Below are 25,162 nucleotides of genomic sequence, written 5' to 3'. Positions count from 1 at the left end.
GGGGCCCCCGGGCGCGGGCGCGGGGGGGGACCGACGCGGGGGCGGCCCCCCCCGCCCCCCCGCCGCCGTACGGGCCGCCGCCGTTTCGCGCCGGGCGCGGGCCCGGTCAGGCCTTCTTGACCACGCTCGACTTGAGCTGCATCGCGCCGAACCCCTCGATCCGGCAGTCGATGTCGTGGCCGTCGACGCCGCCGACCAGACGGATGTTGCGGACCTTGGTGCCCGCCTTGATGCCGGAGACGCTGCCCTTGACCTTGAGCGCCTTGACGACGGTCACGGTGTCGCCGTCGCTGAGCACGTTGCCGACCGCGTCCCGGATCACCCGCTCGTCCGGGCCGGCCGGTTCGGCGGCGGCGCCTGCCGCGGGCATCCACTCGTGGCCGCACTCCGGGCAGACCATGAGGGCGTTCATCTCATAGGTGTACTCGCTGGAGCACGACGGGCACGGGGGGAGGTGGTCGCTCATGCGCGCGGGCTGTCCTCTCGGGTCGGGCCGGGGGTCGGCGGCTCGCCAGCATGTATGAAGTTGAAGAATTTTTCAAATCGCTTGTTCGACCGCGTCCGACCGCGGACGGTGACGTTCCCGGCCGGGCGTGCGCGGGCCGTGGACGCGGGTGCCCGATGACTGGTATCCAGGCCACTGGCAGCGCGACTGGCGGCCGACCGGTGCCCACCTCCCCCCGCGGGCTCACCAGCCCACGGACGGACGGGTGTTGAGGCCGGGCCAGGACGTACAACCAGGAAAGCGGAGACGATGCGCAGAGTTCTGATCGTCGGCGCGGGGCAGGCCGGCCTCCAACTGGCCCTGGGGCTCCAGGCCCACGGCTACGACGTGACGGTGATGACCGACCGCGACGCGGACGCGGTCCGGAGCGGCCGGGTGCTGTCCACCCAGTGCATGTTCGACGCCGCGCTGCGGACCGAACGCGACCTCGGCCTGGACCTCTGGGCGGACACCGCACCCCGGATCGAGGGCGTCGGAGTCTCCGTCGCCGGGCCGGAGTCCGCGCGGGTGATCGACTGGGTCGGGCGCCTGGACGCGCCCGCGCAGTCCGTCGACCAGCGGCTGAAGATGCCCGCCTGGCTGGAGACCTTCGCCGGGCGCGGCGGCCGGGTCGTGGTCCGCCCGGTGACCGTCGGCGACCTCGAACACCTCTCCGGCTCCTACGACCTGGTCCTGGTCGCGGCCGGAAAGGGCGACCTGGCCGCGATGTTCGAGCGCGACCACGAGCGCTCCCGCTACGACCGGCCGCAGCGCGCGCTGGCCGCCAGCTACGTGTACGGGCTCGGCCCGCGCCCCGAGCACGACTTCCCCGCCGTCCGCTGCAACGTGGTGCCCGGCGTCGGCGAACTGTTCGTCATGCCGGCGCTGACCGCGGCCGGCCCGTGCGACATCCTGCTCTGGGAGGCCGCCCCGGGCGGCCCGGCGGACGCCTTCGACGGGGTCCGCGACCCGGCCGAACACCTGCGGGTGACGCTCGACCTGATGAAGGCCTTCACTCCTTGGGAGTATGACCGCGCCCGGGCCGGAATCGAACTCACCGACGCCGGCGCCACCCTCGCCGGGCGCTTCACCCCCGTCGTCCGCCACCCGGTCGGCGAACTGCCCGGCGGCGGAGCGGCGCTGGGCGTCGCGGACGTCGTCGTCCTCAACGACCCGATCACCGGCCAGGGCTCCAACAACGCCGCCCGGTGCGCGGCCGGCTACCTCGACGCGATCCTCGCGCACGGCGACAAGCCGTTCGACCGCGACTTCATGCGGGCCGCCTTCGACCGCTTCTGGCAGACCGTGCGCCCCAGCACCGTCTGGAGCAACGCGATGCTCGCGCCGCCGCCCGAGCACGTCCTGCACCTGCTCGGCGCCGCCGGTCAACTCCCGCCCGTCGCCGACCGGTTCGCCAACGCCTTCAACGACCCGGCCGACCTGGAGCAGTGGTTCCTCGACCCCGCGAAGGCGGCCGCCTACCTGGAGTCGTTCACCCCGCAGGACTGACCGGCGCGGACTGACCCGCGCGGCGGCTGGCGTGGATCGGTCGGGGCACCCGAGCGGGACGACGGGCCCGTCCGGTCAGCGTGAGTGGGCGGCGAGGCTGAGCAGCAGGTGGGCGGATTCGGGGTGGTGGAAGTCGGAGTGGGCGCCCGCCGGGTTGAGGCGGGTGGCCAGGCCGCCGCGGTAGACCCGGGCGGCGTCGATGTTGACGATCGGGTGGTCCAACTCGGCGTGCGGGTACGGGGAGGCGGTCGGGCGCAGCCGGGTGCTGAACTGGGGGACGGGGGCGACGCCGGTGCCGGAGTGGCCGATGCCCGGGCGGCCCTCGGCGCGCAGGTGCCAGAAGCCGGTGGCGCGGTCCCAGCGGGAGTGGGTGAGCACCAGCGGGCCGCGCAGCGGGGCGCCGGGCCGGCCGGGGCCGAGGAACAGCCGGGGGAAGAGGTGGGTGAAGGCGTCGCGGGGCGCGGCCATCTGGAAGATCAGCGCGCTGTCGACGGTGAACGGCCGGGTGGGGTCGCCCGGCCGGCTCCAGCCCAGCACCGGTGGCCCGGCGGGCCGGTCGGCCGCGTACTGGACGGCCTCGCAGAGGAAACGGCCGCCGAAGGAGTGGCCGACCAGGTGCAGGTACTGGCCGTTGCGGTTGGCCAGGACGCGGGGCGCGGCCGGGTCGCCGCGGTCGGCGTCCAGGTAGCCGAGCAGGTGGCCCAGGACGCGCCCGGCCTGCCCCTGGGCGCTCATGGCGTGCGCCCGGGCCCGGATCCGGCGGTAGCCGGCCGGCGACGGCAGGCTGGAGGACGGCCAGCGCACCACCACGCACCACGGGCGGAACCCCCTGGTCAGCCCGGGGTAGGCGGTCGGCGCGGACCGGTGCAGGGCGGCGGCCTCGGTGAGCAGGGCGGCGGCCGAGCGGTCGGCGGCGGCGGGGCTGGTCTGCCAACCGTGGACGTAGACGTAGACGTCGGTCGCCCGCGGGGGGATGCGCAGGTGCCGGGCGAGGTGTTGGGCGATCCGGGCCTCGGGCACCGGCGTGCGGGTGCCGGGGACGAGCAGCCGGCCCTCCTCGTCCAGGTCGACGGTGGCGGTGGCGGTGGCGATGGGCGGGGGCGCCGTCACGGGGTCAGCTCCAGGATGCTGTCGAGGCCGCAGTGCAGGGAGTAGGTGAGCGCCAGCGGGTTGCGGTACTCGCGGGCGAACCACCGGACCAACTGCTGGGTGATCTCGCCCGCCGTGGACTCCCCGGTCAGGTAGAGGTCGAGGAAGGCGAAGGCGTACTCGGCGGCGAAGACCTGCGGGATCTCGATCTGCGGGCCGAGCACACCGTTGGCGCCGAGGTCGACCAGTGCCCGGCCGAGGTGCTCCAGTTCGGCGGCCGTGGACTGCCCGGTGTGGCAGGCGTTCAGCAGCACGAACGGCCGGAACATGGCGTCCGGCGCCTCGGCGTGCCGGCGGCGGTGGCGGCGCACCAGGTCGGCGTCGATCTGGCGGTCGTCGGAGAGCCGGACGGCGAGCTGCTCGTACGGGGAGTCGCCGGCGACGAACTGGCCGTGGCACCAGAAGTACATGACGTCCTCGTCCAGCACGGCGGAGGACAGCGCCTTGAGCAGCGGTTCGGACTCGGTGCGCACGGTCAGCTGGGAGCGGTCCTCCAGCAGTTTGCGGACCTCGGGGGCCCGGCCGACGTCGGTGAGCTGGTCGTCGGTGTTGAGGCTGGTGACGGGCCTGGCGCGGGCCGGGTACGGCGGCTGGATCGGCGGGTAGCCGGCGCCGGTCTGCTCGACCTGGTGGCGGTGGCCGAGGAAGTCCGCCCACGGGTCGGCGTGGCCGCCGTCGACGGCGAGCATCGGCCAGGGCAGGTGGAGGTCGGAGTCGAAGCTGATCCGCAGCGAGCCGCTCTCGGTGAGCGTCCGGGTGAGGTAGTCGCGGAAGACGGTGAGTTCGCGGTCCGGCCCGTCGAGCATCACCTCCAGGAAGTACCGTCCCTCCTCGGCCAGTTCGGCGACCTGCCGCTCGGCGACGCCGGCCAGCCGGTTGAAGTCGACGGCCTGGGCGAAGGGGTAGCCGCCGATCGGCTCCGGGTCGTACTGGACCAGGCGGTCGCGCCAGATGGTCCGCAGCCGGGAGGCCCGGGCGAGCAGGGCGGGGGCGGACACCTTCAGCTCCGCGCGGTGGGGGCGGGACCAGGGCGTGCGCTCGCCGGGCCGGAAGGCGGAGACGAGCAGGTCGTCGCGGTGGCGGCGCAGCGAGACCACGAGGTCCAGCGGGGCCGGCTCCTTGGCCTGCGGGGCGTCCGGAGCCTGTTGCCGGGGGAGCCGGGTGAAGTCGGCGGAGGGGTTCTGACGGATCTCGACGAGGAGGTCCCGGGCCACGCGATTACTCCTCGTCCTGGGCGATGTGGGTGACGTCGGTGACGGTGGGGACTTGGCCGACTTGGCCGACTTGGGGGACGCGCGGGACGTGCGGGACGTCGACGACGGTGGACAGGTCCTGGAGCACGGAGCCGTGCCCCCGGTCGTAGACGGTGATCCGGACGGTGTGCGGCCCCGGCACGGACGGGGTCAGCGCGAAGCGGGCGGGCTCCCCGGCCGGGCTGTAGTCGGCGACGGGTGGATCGAGCACGGCGTCCGAGGCGGCGACGGCCACCAGGCGCAGGCCCGGCAGCTCGCCGGGGTCGGCCTGCGGCACCTCGGGTTCCAACCGCAGCTCCAGCCGCACGGCGGCCCCCACCGCCGGCTCGTCGAGCAGGGTGAGCCGGGGCCGCCAGGCCGTCCTCGGTACCGCGGGCGCCGGGGAGCGGCGCCGCTCCCCGCGCGAGCACCGGATCAGTGCGGCCGGCTCGGACGGTTCCGGCCCGAGCTCCGCGCGGACGGGTGCGGCCGGCAGCGACTCCGGCCCGCCGTCGTCAAGTGGGGCCGGCGACTCCGCTGCGCCGCCGTCGAGTCGGGCCAGGGCCGTCCGGCTCTCCACCGCCAGCGGATGGCCGGGGCCCATCAGGGTCCGGCGCGCGGTGTGGACGGCCACCAGCAGGTCCCGGGCGGCGTCCCGGCGCCCGCTCGCGGCGAGCGCGGCGGCCAGGCCGACGGCCAGGGTGGGGAACACCGGGAGCAGCCCGGGGCGCAGGGTACCGAGGCTGACGGCGACGTCGTCGGCGTGCCGGTGTCCGGTCAGCAGTGTCCCGGCCGGGAGCCGGTCGGCGACGATGCCCTCGTACACCCGCACCGCCCCGACGGCGTCGCCGGCCCGCAGCCGCGCGTGGGCGAGGCTCTGGCGGATGCTCAGGGTGAGGGAGTTGCGCGGGCCGTGGCTCGCGGCGCACTCCTCGGCGAGTTCCTCCAGCCGGACGACGGCGCGCAGCGGCCGCGGGCCGCAGGCCAGCAGCAGCGCGTGGGCCTCGCGGGCGGCGAGGGTGGCGTCGTCGGTGCTGCCGAGGGCGTCGTCCGCACAGGCGGCGAGGGTGGCGGCCAGGCGCACCGCCGCCTCGTGCTCCCCGTTGAGGTGGCGGGCGACGGCGAGGACGCACCCGGACCGGACGAGGCCGGGCAGGGCGGGGCCGGCGGGTCTGGTCCAGTCCGCCGTCAGGGGCGACAGTTCGGCGATCGCGCCGGCGTGGTCCCCGGCGAGCAGCAGCGCCTGGGCGAGGCCGTACCGTACGGCGTGGGCGAGCAGGTGCTCCGGGCCGAGGGCCGATTCGGCGGCGGCCAGCGCCTCCCGGTAGCAGTCGGCGCCCTCCGCGTACCGGCCGGCCTCGACGAGGTTGAGCGCGATGCTGTCCCGGTCGTCGAGGGAGTCGAGGGAGTCGAGGGCATCGATGGTGTCCGGGGCGCCGGGGTGTTCGGCACCGAGGATCCGGGTGCGGTCGGCCAGCAGGGCGCGGGCGCGGTAGAGCGCGTCGGCGCGGTCGTGCTCCCAGCGGCGGCGGTGGGCGTGGGCGAGGTCGGTGCACGCGGTGAGGGTGTCGGGGTGGTCCTGGCCGTGTACGCGCTCGTGGTCGGCGAGCAGCATCAGCCGTTCGACGATCTCCTGCCGCTGCCGGCCGGCGCAGGCGTGGACGGAGGCGAGGCCGGAGCGCTCGCCGAGGGTGTCCGGGTGGTCCGCGCCCTGGACCCGGGTCCGGTGGGCGATCAGCTCGGTGAACAGGGCTGTGGCGCGGTCGAGTTCGCCGGTGGCGAGGACGGCCTCGGCGAGTTGGGAGAGCTGGAGGAGGGTGTCCGGGTGGTCGGGGCCGTGGATGCGCGCACGGTCGGCGGCCAGCGCCTCCCGTTCGGCCTCGGCCTGGTGCAGGAGGCCCGCGAGCCGGCGGTCCTGGGCGAGGCTGCCGCGACAGGCGAGGGTGTCGGGGTGGTCCGGGCCCTGGAGCCGGATCCGGTCCCGCAGCAGCGCCTCGTCGAGTTCCGTCGCGGGGCGGTGGTCGCCGCCCGACCGGTACGTCCAGGCCAGCAGGAACCGGGCGCCGAGGGCGTCGGGGTGGTCGGGCCCGAGCACCCGCTCGGTGTCGGCGACCAGGGGCACGGCCAGGTCGAGCGCGCGTTGGAGGTCGTAGCCCGCGCGGTACGAGGAGGCCTGCCACCAGCGGGTGTTGAGGGTGTCGGGGTGGTCCGGGCCGAGCACCCGGGCCCGGTCGGCGGCGACGGCGCCGAAGGCCTCGGCCGCGCGGCGCTGGTCGTCCGCGTCGCGGTGGGCGGCGGCCTGCCACCACCGGGTGGTGAGCGTGTCCGGGTGGTCCGGGCCCTGCGCCCGCTCCTGGTCGGCCAGCAGCGCCGTGTACAGCTCGGCGGCGGCGGGGTGGTCGCCCGCCGCCACCACCGACCGCGCGAGGCCGAGCCGCGCGTCGAGGGTGTCGGGGTGGTCCGGTCCGAGCGCCCGCTCGTAGTCGGCGACCAGGGCCCGGAACAGGTCCACCGAGCGGTCGTGCTCGGCCGCCTCGCGGCAGGCCTGGGCCAGGCCGAGCCGGGTGTCCAGGGTGGTGGGGTGGTCGGCGCCCAGGACCCGGGCCAGGTCTGCGACCAGTGCCTCGTACAGCTCCAGGGCGCGGTCGAGTTCGCCGACCTCGTGGTGGCCCGCCGCCTGCGAGCGCCGGGTGCCGAGGGTGTCGGGGTGGTCGGGGCCCTGGAGCCGGGTGCGGTCGGCCACCAGCGCGGAGTGCAGCTCCGCGGCGCGGCGGTGGTCGCCCGCCTCGGCGTGCGCCCAGGCCAGGGAGCCGCGGGCGTCCAGGGCCAGCGGGTGGTCGGCGCCGTGGATCCGGGTGCGGTCGGCGGCCAGGGCCTCGTAGCGGGCGATGGCACGGCGGTGGTCGTTCGCGGAGGAGGTGGCCCAGGCCAGTCCGGCGCGCGTGGCCAGCGTCTCGGGGTGGTCGGCACCGCGGATCCGGGTGTCGTCGGCCACCAGCGCGTCGAACAGCTCCACCGCACGGTGGTGGTGGCCGGCCCGCTGGTGACCGTTCGCCTGCCACCAGCGGGCGGTGAGGGTCTGGGGGTGGTCGGCGCCCAGGATCCGGCCGCGATCGGCCGCCAGTGCGTCGTACAGCTCCACCGCGCGGCGGTGCTCGCCGGCCCGCTGGCAGTCGTGTGCCAGCCACCAGCGGGCATTGAGGGTGTCCGGGTGGTCGGGGCCCTGGATCCGGGCCCGGTCCGCGACGAGCTCCTGGTGGAGCTCCAGCGCCCGGCGGTGCCGGCCGGCGGCGGTGAGCGCCTGCGCCAGCACCAGACGGGCGCCCAGGGTGTCGGGGTGTTCCGGTCCGTGGACGCGGGCTTGGTCGGCCACCAGGGTTTCGGACAGCGTGACGGCCCGCCGGTGGTCGCCCGCCTCCCGGCAGCTGTCGGCGTGCCACCGGCGGGTGTTGAGCGTCTCCGGGTGGTCGGGGCCCTGGAGCCGGGCGCGGTCGGCTGCCAGTGCTTCGTACAGTTCCGCCGCGTGCCGGTGCTCCCCGGCGTCCCCGTGCGCGGAGGCGAGCCACCACCGGGTGCTGAGGGTGCGGGGGTGCTCCTCGCCGTACAGCCGGACGCAGTCGGCGACCAGTTCCGCGTACAGCTCCACGGCGCGCGGGTGGTCGCCGCTCTCGTCGTGGGTCCGCGCCAGCTGGAGGCGGGCGCTGAGGGTGGTGGGATGCCCGGCGCCGAGCACCAGGGTCAGGTCGGCCAGCACCCGTTCGCGCTCGACGAGCGCCTCCCGGATCCGTCCCGCGCTCTGGAGGGCGTAGGCCAGGCCGGTGCGGGCGTTGAGGGTCTGCGGGTGGTCGGGGCCGTGGACCCGGTCGTAGTCGGCCACCAGCCGTTCGCGCAGTTCCACGGCCCGCCAGTGGTGCTCCGCCGCGCCGTGCAGCCAGGCCTGCCAGCCGCGGGTGTGGAGGACGGCGGGGTGGTCGGCGCCGAGCACCCGCAGCCGGTCCGCGACGAGTCGGTCGCACAGCTCCGCCGCGTGTCGGTGGTCGCCGGCGTCGCCGAAGGCCCGGGCCAGGCTCAGTCGAGCCTCGAAGGTCTCGTAGTGGTCGGGGCCGTGGACCCGCTCGCGGTCGGCGAGGAGCCGCTGGCATTCGGCGAGCGCCGCGCGGGGGCGCCCGGCCAACAGCAGGGTGCGGGTGAGGTTGGACCGTTCGTCCAGGGTGTCCGGGTGGTCCGGGCCCTGGACGCGGGCGCGGTGGGCCACCAGGTCCTCGAACTCGGCCAGTTCACGGCCGGTCCGGCCCGCGACGCGCAGCGCGTAGGCGAGGTCGCTGCGCTCCTCCAGCGTGCCGGGGTGGTCCGGCCCCTGGGCGCGGGCGCGGTCGCGGACCAGCGCCCGGTGTTCGTCCACCGCCGTCCGGAGCTGGCCCGCCTCGCGGTGGGCGTGGGCGAGACCGCTGCGCGCGTCCAGCGTGTGGGGGTGGTCGGGCCCGAGGACGCGGGTGTAGTCGCCGACCAGATCGGTGAACCGGGTGACCGCCGAGGCCGGGTGCCCGGCCTCGCAGTGGGCCGTCGCCAGCCGGCCGCGCGCGAAGAGGGTCTGCGGGTGGTCCGGCCCCTGGACCCGGACGTGGTCGGCGACCAGCGCCTCGTACCCGGCGACCGCGGCCCGGTGGTCTCCCGCGACGACGTGGGCGGCCGCGAGCCAGTCGCGGCTGGTGAGGGTGTCGGGGTGGTCGGCGCCGAGCACCCGGGCCCGGTCGGCCACCGCCTGCTCGTACAGGGTGATGGCCAACCGGTGCTGACCGGCGGTGAGTTGGGCGTACGCGAGCCCGTTGCGGTGGGCCAGGATGTCCGGGTGGTCGGGGTCGTCCAGGACCCGGCCGGCGTCGGCCAGCAGCCGCTCGAACTCCGCCACCGCCGCCTGGTGCTGACCGGCCACCTGGAGGGCGTAGGCCAGGCCCGCGCGGCTGGTGAGGGTCTCCCGGCTGTCGGCGCCGAGCACCCGGGCCCGGTCGGCCACCACCGCGCGGAACTCCTCGACGGCGCACCGGTGTTCACCCGCCTTGCGGTAGGCGTGGGCGAGGGTGCTGCGGTCGGCGAGGGTGGCCGGGTGGTCGTGGCCCTGGCGGCGGGTGCGGTCGGCCACCACCGCCCGGCAGAGCGCGACGGCGCGGGCCGGGTCGCCGGCCCGGGTGTGGAGTTCGGCGAGCCGGCCCCGGGTGGCCAGGGTGTCGGGGTGGTCGGAGCCCAGCAGGCGGGTCTGGCCGTCGGCCATCGCGGTGACCAGCGGGATGGCGAACACCCGCTGGGCCCGGTCGGTCAGCTCGCCGGCGGCCAGCCGGTACAGCGCGACGGTCTGCGGGGTGGGGTGATCGGACGGGCCGCCGGCGGCCAGCTCGCGGATGTGCGGCAGCAGCGCCCGGCGCAGCCGGGGCCCGGCGGTCGGCCAGAGCCGGGCGGCGGCCTCGGCGAGCTGCTGTTCGGCGCGCCGGCGCAGCAGGCGGGCGCCGTCGGAACGGCGCAGCACGCCCTGGAGCAGACGGTGCACGGTGACGGTCTCGCCGAGGGTGATCAGGTTGTAGTCGGCGAGCAGCCGCAGCGCGGAGTCGACCTCGGCCGGGCGGCGCGCGCCGAAGGGCGTCAGGGCTTCGCGCGGCAGTGCCTCGGGGGCGTACCAGGCGAGCGTGCGCAGCAGCTCGACGGCGAACGGGGCGGTGGCCTGGACGGCGCGCAGGGTGGTGTGCCAGAGCCGGGAGACGGTGGCCACCGCGCCGGAGCCAGTACCGGAGTCGGAGCCGGCGTCAGGGCGGGCCGGGCCGCTGGTGCGCAGCAGCTCGCGGTAGGCGGCGAAGGTGGTGCCGGTCTGCTGCACGTAGGCGCCGGCCTGGGCGAGGGCGAGCGGGAGGTGGCCGAGTTCGTCGGCGAGGGCGAGCACCTCGGCCTGTTCGGCCCGCGCCCCGGGGTGGGCGGCGCCGCAGAGCAGCCGGGTGGCCTCGGGGGCGTCGAGGACGTCGATCCGCACCGGGCGGATGCCGGGGTGCCAGCCGCCGGCGCGGCGGCTGGTGACCAACTGGTGGCCGCAGCCGAGCAGCCGGCCGAGATAGGGGGTGAGGTGGACCGGGTCCTCGGCGTTGTCGTAGACGAGCAGCCAGCGGTCGTGGGCGCGCAGCCAGGCGAGCGCCCACTCGACCTGCTGGCCGGGCGGGGCGGTGAGGGCCCAGGTGGGGTGGAGGTGGACGGCGAGGTCGGCGAAGGCCTCGGCGAGCTGCTCCTCGGACTCGGCGGTGATCCACCAGATCAGCCGGTAGTGCGCGGCCTCGGCGTAGGCGTAGTGCAGCGCGACGGTGGTCTTGCCGACCCCGCCGAGGCCGTGCAGCGTGGTGGCCTGGGTGACCAGCCCGCTGCCGTCGCCGTCCGACAGCGCCTCGGCGATCGCCCGCAACGCGCCGTCGCGGCCCACGAGTCGGTCCGCGGCGCGGGGCGGCAGGTTGGGAGCGGGGGCGCTCGCCTCGACGGTCAGCGCGGCCCGCACCGCCTCGGGCGGCAGTACGGCCGCCCGCTGCTCGGCGTGCGGGTTCCCGGCGGTGGCGGGCGAGACCGGGCGGCGCCGCTGGTCGAAGGCCTCGTGGTCGGGCAGGCCGCCCTCGGGCCGGACATACGTCGTCCTGGACATCAACACTTCGGCGCCCTCACCCCCACGTACGGTTCCGCCCGCCCACCGTAGTCGCGGGCGGGCGCCGTGTCACCGGATCCCGCCGGTCGCCCGGAGGGGGCGCGCGCCTGTCGGTACCGGACGGTAGCGTGCCCGGATGATCACGCACACCGTTCCCACCTGGCAGGTCGCCGAGACGGGCGGCCTGGAGACGTCCTGGATCGAGCTCGGCGCCGCCGCCCTGCACGCCCGCGGCCGGGTCGCCGCCGCGCGGCCCGCGCCGTACTGGCTGACGTACGAACTGGAGACCGGCGAGGGGTTCGTCACCCGGCGGATGCGGGTCCGGGCCGAGACCGCCGACGGCGTCCGCGAGCTGGAACTGCGTCAGGACGGCGGCCGCTGGAGCGTCGACGGCGTGGAACGGCCCGACCTGGCCGGCGCGCTGGACTGCGACCTCGGGCTCTCCCCGGTGACCAACACCCCGCCGGTGCTGCGCCACGGCCTCCACCGGGGCCCGGGCGAGCGGCACTTCCTGATGGCGTGGATCCGGGTGCCCGACCTGACGGTGCACCCCTCCCGCCAGACCTACACCCACCTCGGCCTGGACGGCGGGCGGGCCACCGTCCGCTACGCCTCCGGGGACTTCCGCAGCGACCTCGTGCTGGACCGGGACGGCCTGGTCCTCGACTACCCCGGGCTGGCCGGCCGGATCGCCTGACGGCCGGGCGGCGTCAGTCCGCCAGTCCCAGCGGGTCCGGGGTGGGGTCGAGCAGTTCCGGCCCGTTGGCGCGGACGCTGTTGACGGCGGGGGAGACGGCCCGCACCCGCAGGGCGCCGTCGGCGGGGCGGCGCAGCAGGTGGTGGAGTTCGTCGGAGTCCGTGAGATCGGGGGCGAGCCAGGCGGACAGGTCGGCGGGGGCGATGGTGAGCGGCATCCGGTCGTGGACGCGCCCGGCGCTGTCGGTGGCGTCGGTGGTGATGACGGTGGCGGTGGCGAGCCAGGCCACCGGGTCGTCCTCGGGCCGGGTCTGGTCGCGCCAGAACTCGTACAGGCCGGCCATCAGCATGACCGAGCCGGTGCTGAGGAAGTACGGCTGCTTGTACTTCTTCCGGCCGGCGGCGGCGGGCACCTCGCGCCACTCGAAGTAGCCGTCGGCGGGGATGACGCAGCGCCGGGTGGTGAAGGCCTTGCGGAAGGCGGGCTTGAGGTGGACGGTCTCCGAGCGGGCGTTGATCATGCGGGCGCCGCCGGAGGGATCCTTGGACCAGGACGGCACCAGGCCCCAGCGCAGCGGGCGCAGCTGCCGCAGCAGCTCGCCGCTCTCCCGGTCGACGCGTTCCAGGACGGCGGGCACCGGGTCGGTGGGCGCCACGTTCCAGCTCGGCGCGAACGACTCGGCCGGATCCCAGCGCAGTTCGCCGAGCAGGGCGACGAGGTCCTGGGGCGTGGTGGTGGAGACGAAACGACCGCACATGCTCCCCACCCTGCCACCAGCGGCGGACGATTCGGGGTCAGTACGCGGGGTGGCGGCCCGGGGTGTGGCCGAAGGCGCGGCGGAAGACGTCGATGAAGGCGCTCGCGGAGGACCAGCCGCAGCGGTGCGCGACCGTGGTGACGGGCAGGCCCTCGGCGAGCAGCACCAGTGCGTGGTGCAGCCGCAGCTGGGTGCGCCACTGCGGGAAGGTCATGCCGAGGTCGGCCCGGAAGAGCCGGGAGAGCGTGCGGTCGCTGGCGCCGGCCGCCCGGCCCAGTTCGGTGAGGGTGCGCTGGTCGGCCGGATCGGCGCGGAGCCGGTCGCAGACCGCGCGCAGCAGCGGTGTGGCGGGGGCGGGCAGGTGCAGCGGCTGCTGCGGGGAGGCGCGCAGCTGGTCGAGCAGGACGGCGCGCAGCCGGGTCCGTTCGGGGCTGTCGTCCTCGGGGGTGCGGGTGTAGGCGACGATCAGCTCGCGCAGCAGCGGCCCGACGGCGAGCACGGTCGGCCGGTCCAGGCCGAGCGGGTTCTCGGTGGCGGGCAGCCCGACCAGGTGGAGGTCCAGTTCGCCGTGGGCCTGGTGGGCGTGCACGGTGCCGGCCGGGACCCAGATGGCGCGGGTGCCGGGGGCGACCCAGGAGCCGGCGTCGGTGGTGATGGCGAGCACGCCGCTGGCCGCGTAGGCGATCTGGTGGTCGTCGTGGCGGTGGGCGTCGATCCCGGCGCCGGACGCCAGCCGCTGAACGCGGGTCGGGGCGACGGGGTCGTGGCGGATGTTCGGCATCACCTGGCAGATTATCGGAAGCCCGACAGGCGCCGCTGCGCCGAGCATGTCGGCATGCCGAAGACAACGCCGGACAACCCGCCGATCACTACGCCCAGTGCGTCCAACACCTCCAGTACACCGAGTACGCCGAGTGCACCGAGTGCGCCGAGTGCGCCTGACCATTCGAAGAGCACACCCGGCAAGCGGGACTCCTCGATCACCCTGCTGTCCCTCGGACACGCCTGCGTGGATGTCTACCAGGGCGCGGTGGCCGCCCTGGTCCCGTTCTTCGTGGCCGAGCGCGGCTACGGCTACGCCGCCGTCTCGGGCGTGGTGCTCGCCGCCTCCCTGCTCTCCTCGGTGGCGCAGCCGCTGTTCGGCGCGATCACCGACCGCCGCCCGCTGCCCTGGCTGCTGCCGGTCAGCACGCTGGTGGGCGGCGTGGGCATCGCGCTCAGCGGGGTGAGCGGCTCGTACCCGCTGACCCTGGCCTTCGTGGCGCTGTCCGGGGTCGGGGTGGCCGCGTACCACCCGGAGTCCGCCCGGGTCGCCCGGCTGGCCGCGCGGGACGGCCACCGGGGGATGGCCTGGTTCTCGCTGGGCGGCAACCTGGGCTTCGCGGCGGCCCCGCTGCTGGTGTCCGTGGTGGTCTCGGGCGGCGGCCTGCGGCTGACTCCGCTGCTGGTGCTGCCGGCGCTCGCGGGCGCCGTCCTGTGCCTGCCGGTGCTGCGCGAACTGGAGCGCCGCCGGGCCGCCGGGACGGCTCCGGCGCCGGTGGCCGGGGCCGACGACCGGGCCTCGTTCGTGCGGCTGTCGCTGGCCGTGGTGTGCCGCTCGATCGCTTTCACCGGCCTGAGCACCTTCCTCGCGCTGTTCGCCACCCAGCGGGTCGGCGGCGGTACGGCGGCGGGCACCGCGGCGCTGGTGGTGCTGTACGCGGGCGGCGCGGTGGGTTCGGTGCTGGGCGGCGCGCTGGCGGACCGCTGGGGCCGGGTCGCGGTGGCGCGCTGGTCGTACCTGGTGGCGGCGGTGGCCGTGGCGGGCGTGGTGCTGGTGCCGGGCCCGGCGCTGTACGTCTTCGTGGCGCTGACCTCGGCGGGCCTGTACGTGCCGTTCTCGTTGCAGGTCACGCTGGGGCAGGACTACCTGCCTTCGCGGATCGGCACCGCCAGCGGGATCACGCTGGGCCTGACCGTCAGCATCGGCGGCCTGGCGAGCCCGGTGATCGGCGGCCTCGCCGACGCGACCTCGCTGCGCACCGCCCTGCTGCCGTTGGTGCTGATGCCGGTGCTGAGCTGGCTGCTGTTCCGCACCCTGCCGGAGCCGGTCGCGCCCGCAGCCCCGGCCGCGACGGAGGCGACCGAGCCGGGTCCGGCGGCTACGCGGTGACGGCCGCGACGACCTCGGCGTAGGCGTCGAACAGCCGGGGTGCGCCCGGCCCGGGGTCGGCGAGCAGCAGCGCCCAGCAGCGGGCGACGAGTTCGCGGGCCGCGGTGCCGGGCCAGGGCTGCGGCAGGAGTTCCGGCGGCAGCAGCGGGTCGGGCTCCATGGCCTCGGTGAAGGCGGCGGCCAACTCCAGGGCGACGGTGAGCAGTTCGGAGCCGGTGAGGCCCTTCTCCAGCCGGTCGAGGCGGTCGGCCGCGACCTCGGCGAGCCGCTGGTGGCCTTCGGCGACCTGGTCCAGTGGCCACCAGCGCCGGGCGAGCGCGCGGGGGTCGTCGGTCTCGCCGGCGCGCAGGTCGCGGCTGGTGAGGAGGGTGAGGTGGCCGCGCACGTCCAGGGCGGCGGCCTCGGCCAGGACGTCCTCCTCCCAGGGGTGCGGCGAGACGTAGAGGCCGTTCTGCACCGGGGCGCCGCCGAGCCGGAGGATCGCCTCGCGCAGCGCGTCCCGGGCGGGCCGGGCGTGCTCGGGGACGGCGAATCCCGCGAGGTGCCAGACGCCGTCCCAGGGGGCCTGACCGCGGTCCTGGGCGTACATCAACGCCACGTACTCGACGTCGGGGTCGATCGAGCGCCGGGTCTCGGCGGTGGCCCGCAGCAGGGCCCGGCGGCCGCGCCCCTCCTGGACGAACCGCCCGTCGCCGGTGAGGCGCTTGACGGTCAGCCGGACCTGCTGGTCGGTCATCCCGAGCAGGCCGGCCACGGTGTACAGGTCGCCGCAGTCGACCGTGCCGTCCGTGCGGACCATCGCCTCGACCAGCACCCGGGTCGGAATCTCCACCATGGCGACCATCCTAATGCGTTCAGATCTGATACGTTCGTTTTGAGAACGATAGATTAGCAGAACGAAGATGCGCGGGCGATGGCTGCTCTGGGGATCACTGCTGTCCGTGGGTGGTGCTCCTGCTCGGCGCGGGCGGCTGGGTGGTGTACCGGAACGAGTACGACCTCAAGGGGGAACGCGTCACCATCACCGGCGGCAGACAGCCGCTGCACGGCGTCCTCGCCCGCCCGACCGGCGGCCGTACCCCCGCCGGCCTGGTCGTCCTCGTCCACGGGGACGGCCCCACCGCACCCCGCTCGCTGTTCAGCCCCGGCTACCTCGACGAGCACCGCAGCTTCCTGACCTCGCTCGGGCAGCGCTGACGGCCCAGCCGCACAGCCGGTGAACACCGACCGGCGAAAGGAGAAACGACGATGAGAGTGCTCGCCCTCGGCGGAGCGGGAGCGATGGGCCGCGTCGCCGCCCGGGTCGCCGCCCGACTGCCCGGCGTCCACGAACTCGTGATCGCCGACCGCGACCCGGACGCCGCCCGCCGCACCGCCGCCGCCCTCGCCGGCGGCCCGGTACCGGTCCGGGCCCGCCAGGTCGACGTCACCGACGGGGTGCAACTGCACGCCGCCCTCGCGAAGGTCGACGCCGTCCTCAACACCGTCGGCCCGTACTACCGCTTCGGCCTCGGCGTGCTGCGCGCGGCGATCCGCACCGGCACCCACTACCTGGACATCTGCGACGACTGGGAACCCACCGTCGCCATGCTGGAACTCGACGACGAGGCCCGCGCCGCCGGCGTCCGCGCCGTGATCGGCATGGGCGCCAGCCCCGGCGTCAGCAACCTGCTCGCCGTCCGGGCCGCCGCCCGCCTCGACACCCTGGCCGACCTCTACACCGCCTGGCCCGTCGACGCGGGCGCCGAACCCGACGACACCTCCCTGCTCGGACCGGACGGTGCCCCGCTGGCGGCCGCCGTGCACTGGATGCAGCAGATCAGCGGCACGGTCGCGGTGGTCGACGGCGGCCGGATCGTCCAGCGGCCCCCGCTGCGGCCGGTCGCCCTCGACCTGCCCGGCGGCCACCGTGGCACCGCGTACACCGTCGGCCACCCCGAACCGGTCACCCTGCACCGCAGCCTGCGGCCCGGCGGCGCGGCCGCCAACCTCATGGTCGTCACCGCCAGGACGGCCGCCTACCTGGACGTCCTGCGGGACGACCTCGACGCCGGGCGCCTCGGCAACGAGACCGCCGCCGTTGACCTCGACCGCCCCACGCTGCGCCGCACCCTGCGGGCCGCCGCCCGCGCGGCCCGCTTCCCCGGCCCCGGCAGCCTCCCCGGCTTCTTCGCCGCCGCCACCGGCAGTCGCGACGGCCGGCCGGTCACCGTCCTCGCCCGGCTCACCGGCGCCGAGGCCCTGCTCGGCGACATGGCCGAGAGCACCGGCGTGCCGGCGGCCCTCGGCCTCGCCCAGCTCCTGGACGGCGGCGTCCGCGCCCCGGGCGTCCACCCGCCCGAGGCGGCGATCGACGCCGGGCGCTTCTTCGCCGACCTGGCACGCCACTGGCCGGGCGTCGGCGTCGTGGTGGAGGAGGAGCGCCCGGGATCGTGATCAGGAGACGCGGTCAGGAGGCGTGATCAGGGGACGTGGTCAGGGCGCGGGCGCCGGTGAGGTCAGGACACGACGCCCCAGCCCTGTCCGGGGGCGGCGCCGTCGGCCGCGTCCGTGGTCACGGTCGAACCCGCCGTGCCGGTGCGGGCGTTGAGGACCAGGCCGGTGGCGACGTTGGTGACGGTGAGCGTGCCGGTGGCGCCGTCCTGGGTGACCCGCCACTCCTGCCAGCGGTTGCCGGGCGAGTAGTCGAGCAGGTAGGCGCTGTTGCCGGGGTCGGTGCCGGCGGCGAGCACGGTGTGCGCGTGGGTGGCGGTGGCGCAGTTGTCGGTGATCCGCACGGTGCCGTCCGGGTTGCTGGTGAAGGTCCACTGCTCGGAGGTGTGCGTGGGCCACCAGGTGTTGACGTCGGCGACGGCGCCGAGCGGCGAGCTACAGGTCCCCGCCACTTCGAGGACCAGCCCGCTGCTGCCGCCGGCGCCGATCGCGTGGTAGCGACCGTCGTCGACCACCGCGGCCGGCCCGGTGGCCGGCCGGGCGCTGAGCCGGTACAGCGCCACGCCGTGCGGGGCCACCGAGGCGCCGAGCGTGCCGGTGACGGTCGAACTCGCGCCCGTCCACAGCTCCTTGGCGGTGTAGCCGGGCCCGGTGAGGCCGAGTTCGCCGAGGCTGGTGCTCACCGTGCGGCTCGCGGCCGGGTCCTGGTTGACGAGCAGCACGGCGGTGTCGCCGTTCGCCAGCCGCCGCTGGAGGACGACCGGCGCGGTGGCGTTCGCGGGCTTGGCGCCGACCAGGGTGGCGGGCTTGGCCAGGGCGTCCTGGTCGATGGCTATGACGTCGCGGTTCTTCAGGACCGCCAGGCTCGCGGCGTCGATCCCGGTGGACCAGGTGTGGCCGTCCGCGCTGTGCTGGGACTGCGCGGCGGTGCGCAGGTCTGCGCCGGAGACCAGCGGGGCGGCGAGCATCGCGAGGACGGAGGTCTCGGTGCGGGACTCGTCGTCGGTGAACGGCTTGTGGCAGGTGCAGGTGTCGGTGGTGCCCCAGGCGCCGTAGACGTCCTGCCAGCCGGTGAACATCATGTCGAGGTCGTTCCAGCTGCCCGGGCGCACGTTGCCGGGGTACTGCAGCGCGGTCTGCAACTGCCCGTTCCAGAGCACTCCGTCGAGTTCGCTGTCGCGGTCGCCGCCGATCCGGCAGAGGTTGGCGACCTGGCCGCACCAGACGCCGGTCGGCGCGTAGCCGGGCGCCTGGAACGGCGCGGTGCCGGCGGCCTGCACCACCGGGTCGGTGCGCGCCGGGTCGTCGGCCGCGAGCAGGTACGGGACGCCGGTGTGGGCGGGCTGGGCGGAGACGCTGAGGGTGACCTTGGGTCGGCCCTGCGCGGCGGAGGCGGCGTCGAGGGCGTGCTGGAAGGTCTGGACGCGGGCGTAGACCGAGCGGGTGAGTTCCTTTCCCTCTCCCTGCGTGTAGTAGTTGTGGCCGTCCGGGCCGGTGATCTGTGGGCCGTAGGGGCAGTCGTCGTACTTGACGTAGTCGACGCCCCAGGAGACGAAGTCGCCCGCGTCGGTGCTCTCGTGGCCGAGGCTGCCGGGGTGCATCTGGCAGGTGAGGTAGGTGTCGGTGGCGTAGAGGCCGAACTTCACGCCCTTGCTGTGCGCGTACTGGGCGAGGTACTCGATGCCGTTGACGGTCCGCCCGTTGACGGTCTGTGACGGGAAGTGGTCCGGGCGGGGGATGAGGTGGCCGGAGGTGGGGTCGGTGCCGGTGCCGTCGGTGCCGGCGACGGGGTTTCCGGCGGTGTCGTAGAGCTGCATGGCGCCGTCGGCGTTGCGGACGAGGTCGGTGGTCTGGCCGTCGCGGTGCCAGAGCGACCAGCCGTCGTCGATGGTGACGGTGTTGTAGCCGGCCGCGACCAGGCCGTTGGCGGCCATGAAGTCGATGGTCTGGACGACCTGGTCCTCGGTGACCTCGGTGCCGAGGGAGTTCCAGGAGTTCCACCCCATGGGCGGGGTGAGGGCGTTGCCGTTGCCCAGGGCAGCGGCGGGGGCGGCCGTGCCGAGGGTGAGGGCGCCGAGGCCGGTGGCGGCGAGGGCCAGCGCGAGCACGGGTGCCGCGAGGCGGTGGGGGATGTGGCGCATGCGCACTCCTGCGGGTGTGGGGGAGGTGATGGTGCGTCGGGTGGTTCGGGGTGCGCGGCCGGCCGGTTGGGGGCCGGCCGGCCGCGGTACTGCGGTGTGGGGGTCAGTCGGTGACGGCGGCGCTCGCGGTGCGCCCGGGGGCGAGGGTGACGGTGGCGTAGGTGTAGGTCACGCCGTCGACGGTCCTGGTCCGGGTGGGCCGGGCCTTGCCGTCGACGGTGATCCCGCCGTGCGGGCCGGCGAAGCGGGCCTCCCAGGTGAGCGGCGCGCCGCCGGTGTTGGTGACGGTGCTGCTGCGGTGGCCGTCGTGCCGGACGGTGACCGAGCCGGCGCCGACCGGGATGTCGGCGACCTCCAGCCAGCCCATCGAGGCGGGCAGCCGGGAGGCGGTCACGAGGGTGTGCGCGGCGGCGTCGGGTTCGACGCCGAGCAGGCCCTGCACGGTCTGGCCGAGCAGGGTGAACGGGACCTCGGGGTAGTCGCCGTTGAGCATCCGGCCGCTCGCGTGGAGCTGGTCGACGCCCTGGTAGATCTGCCGCATCCACTTCCAGGCGGTGTCGCCGTCGTGGTTGGCGAAGAAGGCGTCCGGCAGGTAGGTGTAGGCCTCCAGGTTGGTCGAGCGCTGCGGGCCGGAGTCGGCGGCGTCGATGGCGGCGAGGAGGGCGTCCCGGCGCGGGCCGGGGTCGAGCAACTGCTTGACCGGCATCAGCACGCTGGACTCGTAGCCCCAGCCGGTCACCGGCTTGCCGGTGGTGTCGTAGCCGTGCACGACCTCGCCGGGCTGCTGCCGGTCCACGCTCCAGGTGGTGTTGACGTAGTCGCGCAGCGCGGTGGCGGCCTGCCGGTAGCCGGTGGCGGCGGCGGTGTCGCCCTTGGCGGTGGCCAGGGTCGCGGCGGCGAGGTACGCCTGGTACTGGGCGCCGATCGCGTCGCCGGCCTCGGCGTAGGTGCTGGTGGCGTTCTCGGCGTAGCTCGCGGTGCCGGCGAAGATGCTGCGGCTGGTGGCCTGCGGGATGGGGAGGCCGCCGTTGTCGACCGGGCCGGGGTGCTGGGCGATGAAGGGACCGAGGGTGTTGCGGACGTAGCCGCTCAGCGCGGGGTCGTCGGCGTAGTCGCGGTCCCCCGTCCACCGGTAGGCCTCGCCGGCCTTCTCGACCAGCTCGAACGGCGCGGGCAGCTCGCGCACGAAGCGGTCGGGGCTCCGGTAGTCGATGCTGCCGTACGTCCTGGCGTCGAAGTTGAGTGCCCAGACCGGGTAGAGCTTGTTGGTCTCGGTGGCGGAGCCGGCGAAGCCGCGCAGCATGGTCTTGTTCTCGGCGTCCAGGCCGAGCAGGTGGGCGCCGACCAGCTGGTGGGCGAAGTCGCGGCTGTAGAAGTCGGAGCGGAACGGGTAGCCGGCCCAGTAGGTGGTGTCGTAGGTGGTGGTGCCGGTGCCGCCGGGGTTGTTCTCGTCCTGGTTGAGCACGCCGGTGGTGCCGGCCTGCTGCACCCAGCTGTTGGCCTTGGTCTTGGCCCAGTCGAACAGGGCGACGACCTCCGGGTCCGAGGAGCTGATCCTCGGGTCGCCGGGGGCGGACGGGGCGACGGAGGCGTCGTCCGCGTTGACCCAGCCGGTGGGGGAGGAGCCGATGCCGAGGGTGAGCCGGTCGCCGGCCGCGACGTGCACCCGGGGCAGGGTGTACTTCGCGTAGACGGGCTGCTCGGGCAGGGTCAGCGAGCGGATCACGGTGCCGTTGACGCTGACGGAGAAGGTGCCGCCGGCGCCGCCGGTGGCGATCCAGGCGGACAGGTCGTAGCTGCCGGCGGTGACGGCGGTGACCTGCTGGGCGATCCGGTGGCCGGAGCCGGCGTCGAGGTAGGCGAGGCGGGTGCCGCCGTGCGGGTTGTTGGTGGCGACGCCGGTGTGCTCGGTGAACGTCCAGCCGTCCGTGCCCTGTTCGAAGCCGGGGTCGGTGAGGGTGAGCGGTTCGCTGCGGGTGAGGGTCCAGCGGTGGGCGGGCCGGGCGTCGCAACGGCGGCGGTCGGCTGCGCTGCTCTGCTCGTGGTCGGCGGCGCCGTCCTGCTCGCGGTCGGCCGCCGTGGTGAGGCAGGCGCCGTGTGCGGTCAGGGTGTGACTCCCGCCCGGTGCCGGGGAGATGGCGAAGGTCTCGGCGGCGGGGTCGGTGCCGCAGTCGGCCGTGCCGGGGTGCCGCCCGGTGCCGTCGAGGGCCAGGCAGCGTCCGCTCGCGGCGTTGACCAGCCGGTAGCCGTCGGTGGTGCGGTGCAACTGCCAGCGCTGGCTGAGCAGTCCCTGGCAGGCCGCGCCGACGACGGGCGTGCCGGCCGCCGGCTGCGCGTACTGCGGGCCGAGGCAGCCGCCGTCCAGGACGGAGCCGAGGACGTAGCCGCCGCCGTCGACCAGCGGGGCCGGGCCGTCGGCTCGGGCCGGTCCCGCGCCGAGGGCTTGGACGGCGAGGACGGCCAGGACGGCCAAGCCCGAGGGCAGGGCGCGGACCGGTCGGCGGCGCGGGGCGCGGGTGGGGGGCATCGGGGCTCTCCTGTCGGACGGGTGGCGGTGCGTCAGGGGGCGGGCAGCGTGCGCGGGCAGGGGTTTGAACGTTCAAATCCCCGGAGCGGCGCTGGGTGACATGTGCAATGTCACACGCCCATCCGAGTCGCGTCAACGGTCGGCGCACGGTCGGCTGCCGCCCTCCGGACTCGTCCTCCGGTTCGCGCGCCGGGAGCCGGGGCCCGCCCGGCGTCGGTGCGGGGCGGTGGCCGGCATCAGCGCAGCGCGGCGACCGGCGTCAGCGCAGGGCGGTGACCAGCATCAGCGCGGCCACGCCGAGCAGGGCGAACGCGAAGGCCCGCTGGAGGGTGCGCCCGCTGAGCCGGTCGGCGAGCCGCTTTCCGTCCCAGGCGCCGAGGATCGCGGCCCCGGTGAAGGGTGCGGCCACGGCCCAGTCGATGGCGCCGGTCGCGCCGAGGCGGGGCAGCAGCGCGGCCAGCGCGTTGGCGGTGATCACCAGCAGGCTGGTGCCCACCGCCTCGGCCATGGTGAAGGCGAGCACCGAGACCAGCGCGGGGACGGCGAGGAACCCGCCCCCGACACCCAGCAGCCCGGTGACCGCGCCGAGCCCGGCGCCGGTCGCCGTCGAGCGGCCCCACCCGGCGGCGGAACGTTCCTGCGGGGCGGCCTTCGGCGGCACCAGCATCCGCCAGGCGGCCAGCCCGGCCAGCACCGCGAACGCGCCGGTCAGCAGCGCCCCGGGCAGGTGCGCCGAGAGCGCCCCGGCGGCCGTGGCGGCGGGCAGCCCGGCGGCGGCGAACAGCGCGCCGGTGCGCCAGCGGACCCGGCCCGCCCGGGCGTGCGCGAGCAGGCCGGTCAGCGAGGTCGCGGCGACGATCACCAGGGCGGCGGTGGTGGCCAGGGCCGGGCTGAAGCCGAGCAGGTAGACCAGCGCGGGGACGGCGAGCATGCTGCCGCCCCCGCCGAGGCCGCCGAGGGCGAGGCCGACCACGGCCCCGGCGGCCAGCGCCAGGAGCAGCGCGGTCATATCGCGTCCCCGGCGTCCCTGGAGCTCCCGTCGCCGGTGCTACCGCCGCTGCCGCCGCTGCCGCCGGTGCCGGTGCCGCCGCCCGGCGTGGTGACCGGCAGTCCGGCCCGCTCCCAGGCGGTCATGCCGCCGACGACGTTCAGCACCTCGACGCCGCGTTCGGCGAGCAGCTGCGCCGCCCGCGCGGAACGGTTGCCCGAGTGACAGATCGCCAGGACGAGCCGTCCGCCCGCCTCGGGCGGCAGCGGTTCGCGGGCGGCCAGGGCGATCAGCGGCAGGTGGAGGGCGCCGGGGGCGTGGCCGGCCGTGAACTCGCCGCGCTCCCGGACGTCGAGCAGGACGGCTGTGCCGGCGCGGGCGAGCTGGTGGGCCTGGGCGGGGGTGGTCTGCCCGGGGTTGGGCGGCAGCGGGGGCATGCGGTGCTCCGGTGGTCTGGTCTGGTGCGGGCCGGACGGCGCCGGACGGGCCGCCGCGGGGCGGCGCGCCGGGCGGGCGCCCCAGGGGCGTGGGCGCCTCCTCGGTTCCGCCCGTCTCCGACGGCGACGGGCGGTCCCGCGCAATGTCCACCATAGTACCCCGGGGGGTATTATCGACCTCGTTCGGCGATACCCTGCCCCGTATCGACCGTGGGGTCGTATGCTGACACATATACCAGTGGGGGTATTGAGATCACGCCGAGGCGCCCGACGCCGCCCAGGAGGTTCCCCGTGTACTTCGCTCAGTTCTACCTCGACTGCCTCTCCCAGGCCTCGTATCTGATCGCCGACGAGACCACCGGCCAGGCCGTGATCGTCGACCCGCGCCGGGACGTCGACGAATACCTCGCCGACGCCACGGCACGCGGCCTGACCGTCGTCGGCGTCATCAACACCCACTTCCACGCCGACTTCCTGGCCGGCCACCTCGAACTGGCCGCCCGCACCGGCGCCTGGATCGGCTACGGACACCGCGCCGAGACCGAGTACCCGATCCGCAAGCTCAGCGACGGCGAACGGATCGAACTCGGCGACGTCGCCCTCCAGATCATGGAGACCCCCGGCCACACCCCCGAGTCGATCAGTGTCCTGGTCCTCGAACAGCCCGACGACGCCGTCCCGTACGGCGTGCTCACCGGCGACGCCCTGTTCATCGGCGACGTCGGCCGCCCCGACCTGCTCGCCTCCACCGGCGTCACCGCCGCCGAACTCGGCGCCATGCTCTACGACAGCGTCCACCGCAAGCTGATGGCCCTGCCCGACGAGACCCTGGTCTTCCCCGCCCACGGCGCCGGCTCCGCCTGCGGCAAGAACCTCTCCACCGACCGCCGGTCCACCATCGGCACCCAGCGCCTGACCAACTACGCCTGCCAGCCCATGGACCAGGACACCTTCGTCCGCATCGTCACCGCCGGCCAGTCCACCGCCCCCGCCTACTTCGGCCACGACGCCACCCTCAACCGCCAGGACCACCCGCTGCTCGACCCCACGACCGCAGCCCGTCCCCTGTGCCCCGAAGGCTTCAAGGAGGCCCGCACCGCGGGCGCCGTCGTCCTCGACGCCCGCAGCCCCCAGGACTTCGGTGCCGGACACATCCGAGGCGCCATCAACGTCCCCCTCGACGGCCGCTTCGCCGAACAGGCCGGCACCGTCCTCACCCCCGACAGCAACATCGCGATCATCGCCCCGCAGGACCGCGAGAACGAGGTCGTCACCCGCCTCGCCCGCATCGGCTTCGACCGCATCGCCGGCTACCTGCGCAACCCCGGCAACGCCCTGCCCGCCCTCGCCGACGACCTCACTCCCGCCAGCCGCCTCACCGCCGACCAGCTCCGCACCGCACTCGCCGGCGAACAGCCCCCCACCGTCCTGGACGTCCGAACCTGTGGCGAACGCGAAACCGGATCCATCGAAGGATCCCTGCACATCCCCCTGACCGAACTCCCCAACCGCCTGGACGAGATCCCCACCGACCGCCCCGCGGTCGTCCACTGCGCCAGCGGCCACCGCTCCTCCATCGCCGCGAGCCTGCTGCGCCACCACGGCCACCCCGACGTCTCCGACCTCCTCGGTGGCTACAACGCCTGGCACACCCTCACCCACCCCGCCGGGGCCTGAACCCAGCCGGCCCGGGCCGCGGGCGCTGCCTCGGGCCAGGCAGCCCGGTAGTCCCAGTTCTGCCCGCCGGTCTCCTCGGGCAATGAGATGGTGGGCGCGGCGATGACGTCGCCGGCGGTGACGACGGCGCACCTGGCGTGGAGGGCGAGGGCGCTGCCGGTCCACAGTTCGGCGTCGTCGGGGTGCGCGAGGGCGGCCAGGACCGAGCCCGGCACGGCACCGCTCACCACAGCCCCAGCTTCTCGATGACGTCGGCGGGCTTCGGCAGCTGGGGGGCGCCAGGCCGCGGAGGGCGACGGCCACGTCCACGTC

General features: G+C 75.4%; 18 protein-coding genes. 6 read left to right on the top strand and 12 right to left on the bottom strand.

Annotation, left to right across the window (positions count from 1 at the left end):
* Positions 1 to 106: 106 nt before the first annotated feature.
* Positions 107 to 466, bottom strand: a complete 360-nt coding sequence (locus AB0P03_RS31250; RefSeq protein ID WP_363632038.1) for a zinc ribbon domain-containing protein YjdM — start codon at positions 464 to 466, stop codon at positions 107 to 109.
* A 288-nt stretch (positions 467 to 754) separates the two neighbouring features.
* On the opposite strand from AB0P03_RS31250, the gene AB0P03_RS31245 reads away from it, so the two are divergent.
* Positions 755 to 1,993: a styrene monooxygenase/indole monooxygenase family protein gene (locus AB0P03_RS31245; RefSeq protein WP_363586352.1), complete on the top strand. Its 1,239-nt coding sequence runs from the start codon at positions 755 to 757 to the stop codon at positions 1,991 to 1,993.
* Between the two features lie 75 nt (positions 1,994 to 2,068).
* Here the strand turns inward: AB0P03_RS31245 and AB0P03_RS31240 are convergent, their stop codons facing one another.
* From AB0P03_RS31240 to fxsT, 3 genes are read right to left on the bottom strand one after another with little or no spacing between them, the layout of a single operon-like run.
* Positions 2,069 to 3,103 (bottom strand): hypothetical protein, encoded by a 1,035-nt coding sequence (locus tag AB0P03_RS31240; protein ID WP_363632036.1) that lies wholly within the window; start codon positions 3,101 to 3,103, stop codon positions 2,069 to 2,071.
* Positions 3,100 to 4,356, bottom strand: a complete 1,257-nt coding sequence (locus tag AB0P03_RS31235) for a CHAT domain-containing protein (RefSeq protein WP_363586354.1) — start codon at positions 4,354 to 4,356, stop codon at positions 3,100 to 3,102. Before AB0P03_RS31235 ends, AB0P03_RS31240 begins: the two co-directional genes overlap by 4 nt.
* A 4-nt stretch (positions 4,357 to 4,360) precedes the next feature.
* On the bottom strand, positions 4,361 to 11,041 hold the full coding sequence (fxsT, locus tag AB0P03_RS31230) for an FxSxx-COOH system tetratricopeptide repeat protein (RefSeq protein WP_363632034.1): 6,681 nt from the start codon (positions 11,039 to 11,041) through the stop codon (positions 4,361 to 4,363).
* A gap of 136 nt (positions 11,042 to 11,177) precedes the next feature.
* On the opposite strand from fxsT, the gene AB0P03_RS31225 reads away from it, so the two are divergent.
* Positions 11,178 to 11,738: a putative glycolipid-binding domain-containing protein gene (locus tag AB0P03_RS31225; protein WP_363632032.1), complete on the top strand. Its 561-nt coding sequence runs from the start codon at positions 11,178 to 11,180 to the stop codon at positions 11,736 to 11,738.
* A 13-nt stretch (positions 11,739 to 11,751) separates the two neighbouring features.
* Here AB0P03_RS31225 and AB0P03_RS31220 read toward each other — a convergent pair whose 3' ends face one another.
* Together AB0P03_RS31220 and AB0P03_RS31215 are read right to left on the bottom strand one after the other, a co-directional pair.
* Positions 11,752 to 12,495: an SOS response-associated peptidase gene (locus tag AB0P03_RS31220; protein ID WP_363586357.1), complete on the bottom strand. Its 744-nt coding sequence runs from the start codon at positions 12,493 to 12,495 to the stop codon at positions 11,752 to 11,754.
* 37 nt (positions 12,496 to 12,532) lie between these two features.
* Complete coding sequence (locus AB0P03_RS31215; RefSeq protein ID WP_363586358.1) at positions 12,533 to 13,276, bottom strand: helix-turn-helix transcriptional regulator; 744 nt, start codon at positions 13,274 to 13,276, stop codon at positions 12,533 to 12,535.
* Positions 13,277 to 13,330: 54 nt separating this feature from the next.
* Here AB0P03_RS31215 and AB0P03_RS31210 point away from each other — a divergent pair, with 54 nt between their 5' ends.
* A complete protein-coding gene (locus tag AB0P03_RS31210; protein ID WP_363632030.1) occupies positions 13,331 to 14,647 on the top strand; it encodes an MFS transporter in 1,317 nt (438 codons plus the stop codon).
* On the opposite strand, the gene AB0P03_RS31205 is transcribed toward AB0P03_RS31210, so the two are convergent.
* The gene (locus AB0P03_RS31205) at positions 14,637 to 15,482 is read right to left on the bottom strand and encodes a PaaX family transcriptional regulator C-terminal domain-containing protein (protein ID WP_363632028.1); all 846 of its coding nucleotides are present in this window, start codon (positions 15,480 to 15,482) and stop codon (positions 14,637 to 14,639) included. The genes AB0P03_RS31210 and AB0P03_RS31205 overlap by 11 nt on opposite strands.
* A 110-nt stretch (positions 15,483 to 15,592) precedes the next feature.
* Here AB0P03_RS31205 and AB0P03_RS31200 point away from each other — a divergent pair, with 110 nt between their 5' ends.
* Entirely contained in the window at positions 15,593 to 15,844 is a 252-nt protein-coding gene (locus AB0P03_RS31200; protein WP_363632026.1) for a hypothetical protein, read from the top strand.
* Positions 15,845 to 15,895: 51 nt separating this feature from the next.
* Positions 15,896 to 17,083: a saccharopine dehydrogenase NADP-binding domain-containing protein gene (locus tag AB0P03_RS31195; RefSeq protein ID WP_363632024.1), complete on the top strand. Its 1,188-nt coding sequence runs from the start codon at positions 15,896 to 15,898 to the stop codon at positions 17,081 to 17,083.
* A 62-nt stretch (positions 17,084 to 17,145) separates the two neighbouring features.
* On the opposite strand, the gene AB0P03_RS31190 is transcribed toward AB0P03_RS31195, so the two are convergent.
* The 4 genes from AB0P03_RS31190 to AB0P03_RS31175 all read right to left on the bottom strand — a co-directional run bounded on the left by AB0P03_RS31190 (position 17,146) and on the right by AB0P03_RS31175 (position 23,173).
* Entirely contained in the window at positions 17,146 to 19,221 is a 2,076-nt protein-coding gene (locus AB0P03_RS31190) for an alpha-galactosidase (protein ID WP_363632022.1), read from the bottom strand.
* A gap of 103 nt (positions 19,222 to 19,324) precedes the next feature.
* A complete protein-coding gene (locus AB0P03_RS31185; RefSeq protein ID WP_363632020.1) occupies positions 19,325 to 21,748 on the bottom strand; it encodes an RICIN domain-containing protein in 2,424 nt (807 codons plus the stop codon).
* Positions 21,749 to 22,007: 259 nt separating this feature from the next.
* Positions 22,008 to 22,757: a sulfite exporter TauE/SafE family protein gene (locus tag AB0P03_RS31180; protein WP_363376397.1), complete on the bottom strand. Its 750-nt coding sequence runs from the start codon at positions 22,755 to 22,757 to the stop codon at positions 22,008 to 22,010.
* Positions 22,754 to 23,173, bottom strand: coding sequence for a rhodanese-like domain-containing protein (locus AB0P03_RS31175; protein WP_363632018.1), 420 nt, complete (start codon positions 23,171 to 23,173; stop codon positions 22,754 to 22,756). Before AB0P03_RS31175 ends, AB0P03_RS31180 begins: the two co-directional genes overlap by 4 nt.
* Before the next feature lie 291 nt (positions 23,174 to 23,464).
* On the opposite strand from AB0P03_RS31175, the gene AB0P03_RS31170 reads away from it, so the two are divergent.
* The gene (locus AB0P03_RS31170) at positions 23,465 to 24,850 is read left to right on the top strand and encodes a rhodanese-like domain-containing protein (RefSeq protein WP_363632016.1); all 1,386 of its coding nucleotides are present in this window, start codon (positions 23,465 to 23,467) and stop codon (positions 24,848 to 24,850) included.
* On the opposite strand, the gene AB0P03_RS31165 is transcribed toward AB0P03_RS31170, so the two are convergent.
* Entirely contained in the window at positions 24,808 to 25,077 is a 270-nt protein-coding gene (locus tag AB0P03_RS31165) for a hypothetical protein (RefSeq protein ID WP_363586368.1), read from the bottom strand. The two genes, AB0P03_RS31170 and AB0P03_RS31165, sit on opposite strands and share 43 nt — an antisense overlap.
* Positions 25,078 to 25,162 lie beyond the last annotated feature (85 nt).

It is taken from the genome of Kitasatospora sp. NPDC088779, assembly GCF_040685395.1.
Classification (GTDB): domain Bacteria; phylum Actinomycetota; class Actinomycetes; order Streptomycetales; family Streptomycetaceae; genus Kitasatospora.
The sequence above is the reverse complement of the archived record's forward strand: the minus strand, read 5'-3'. Positions and strand labels throughout refer to the sequence as shown.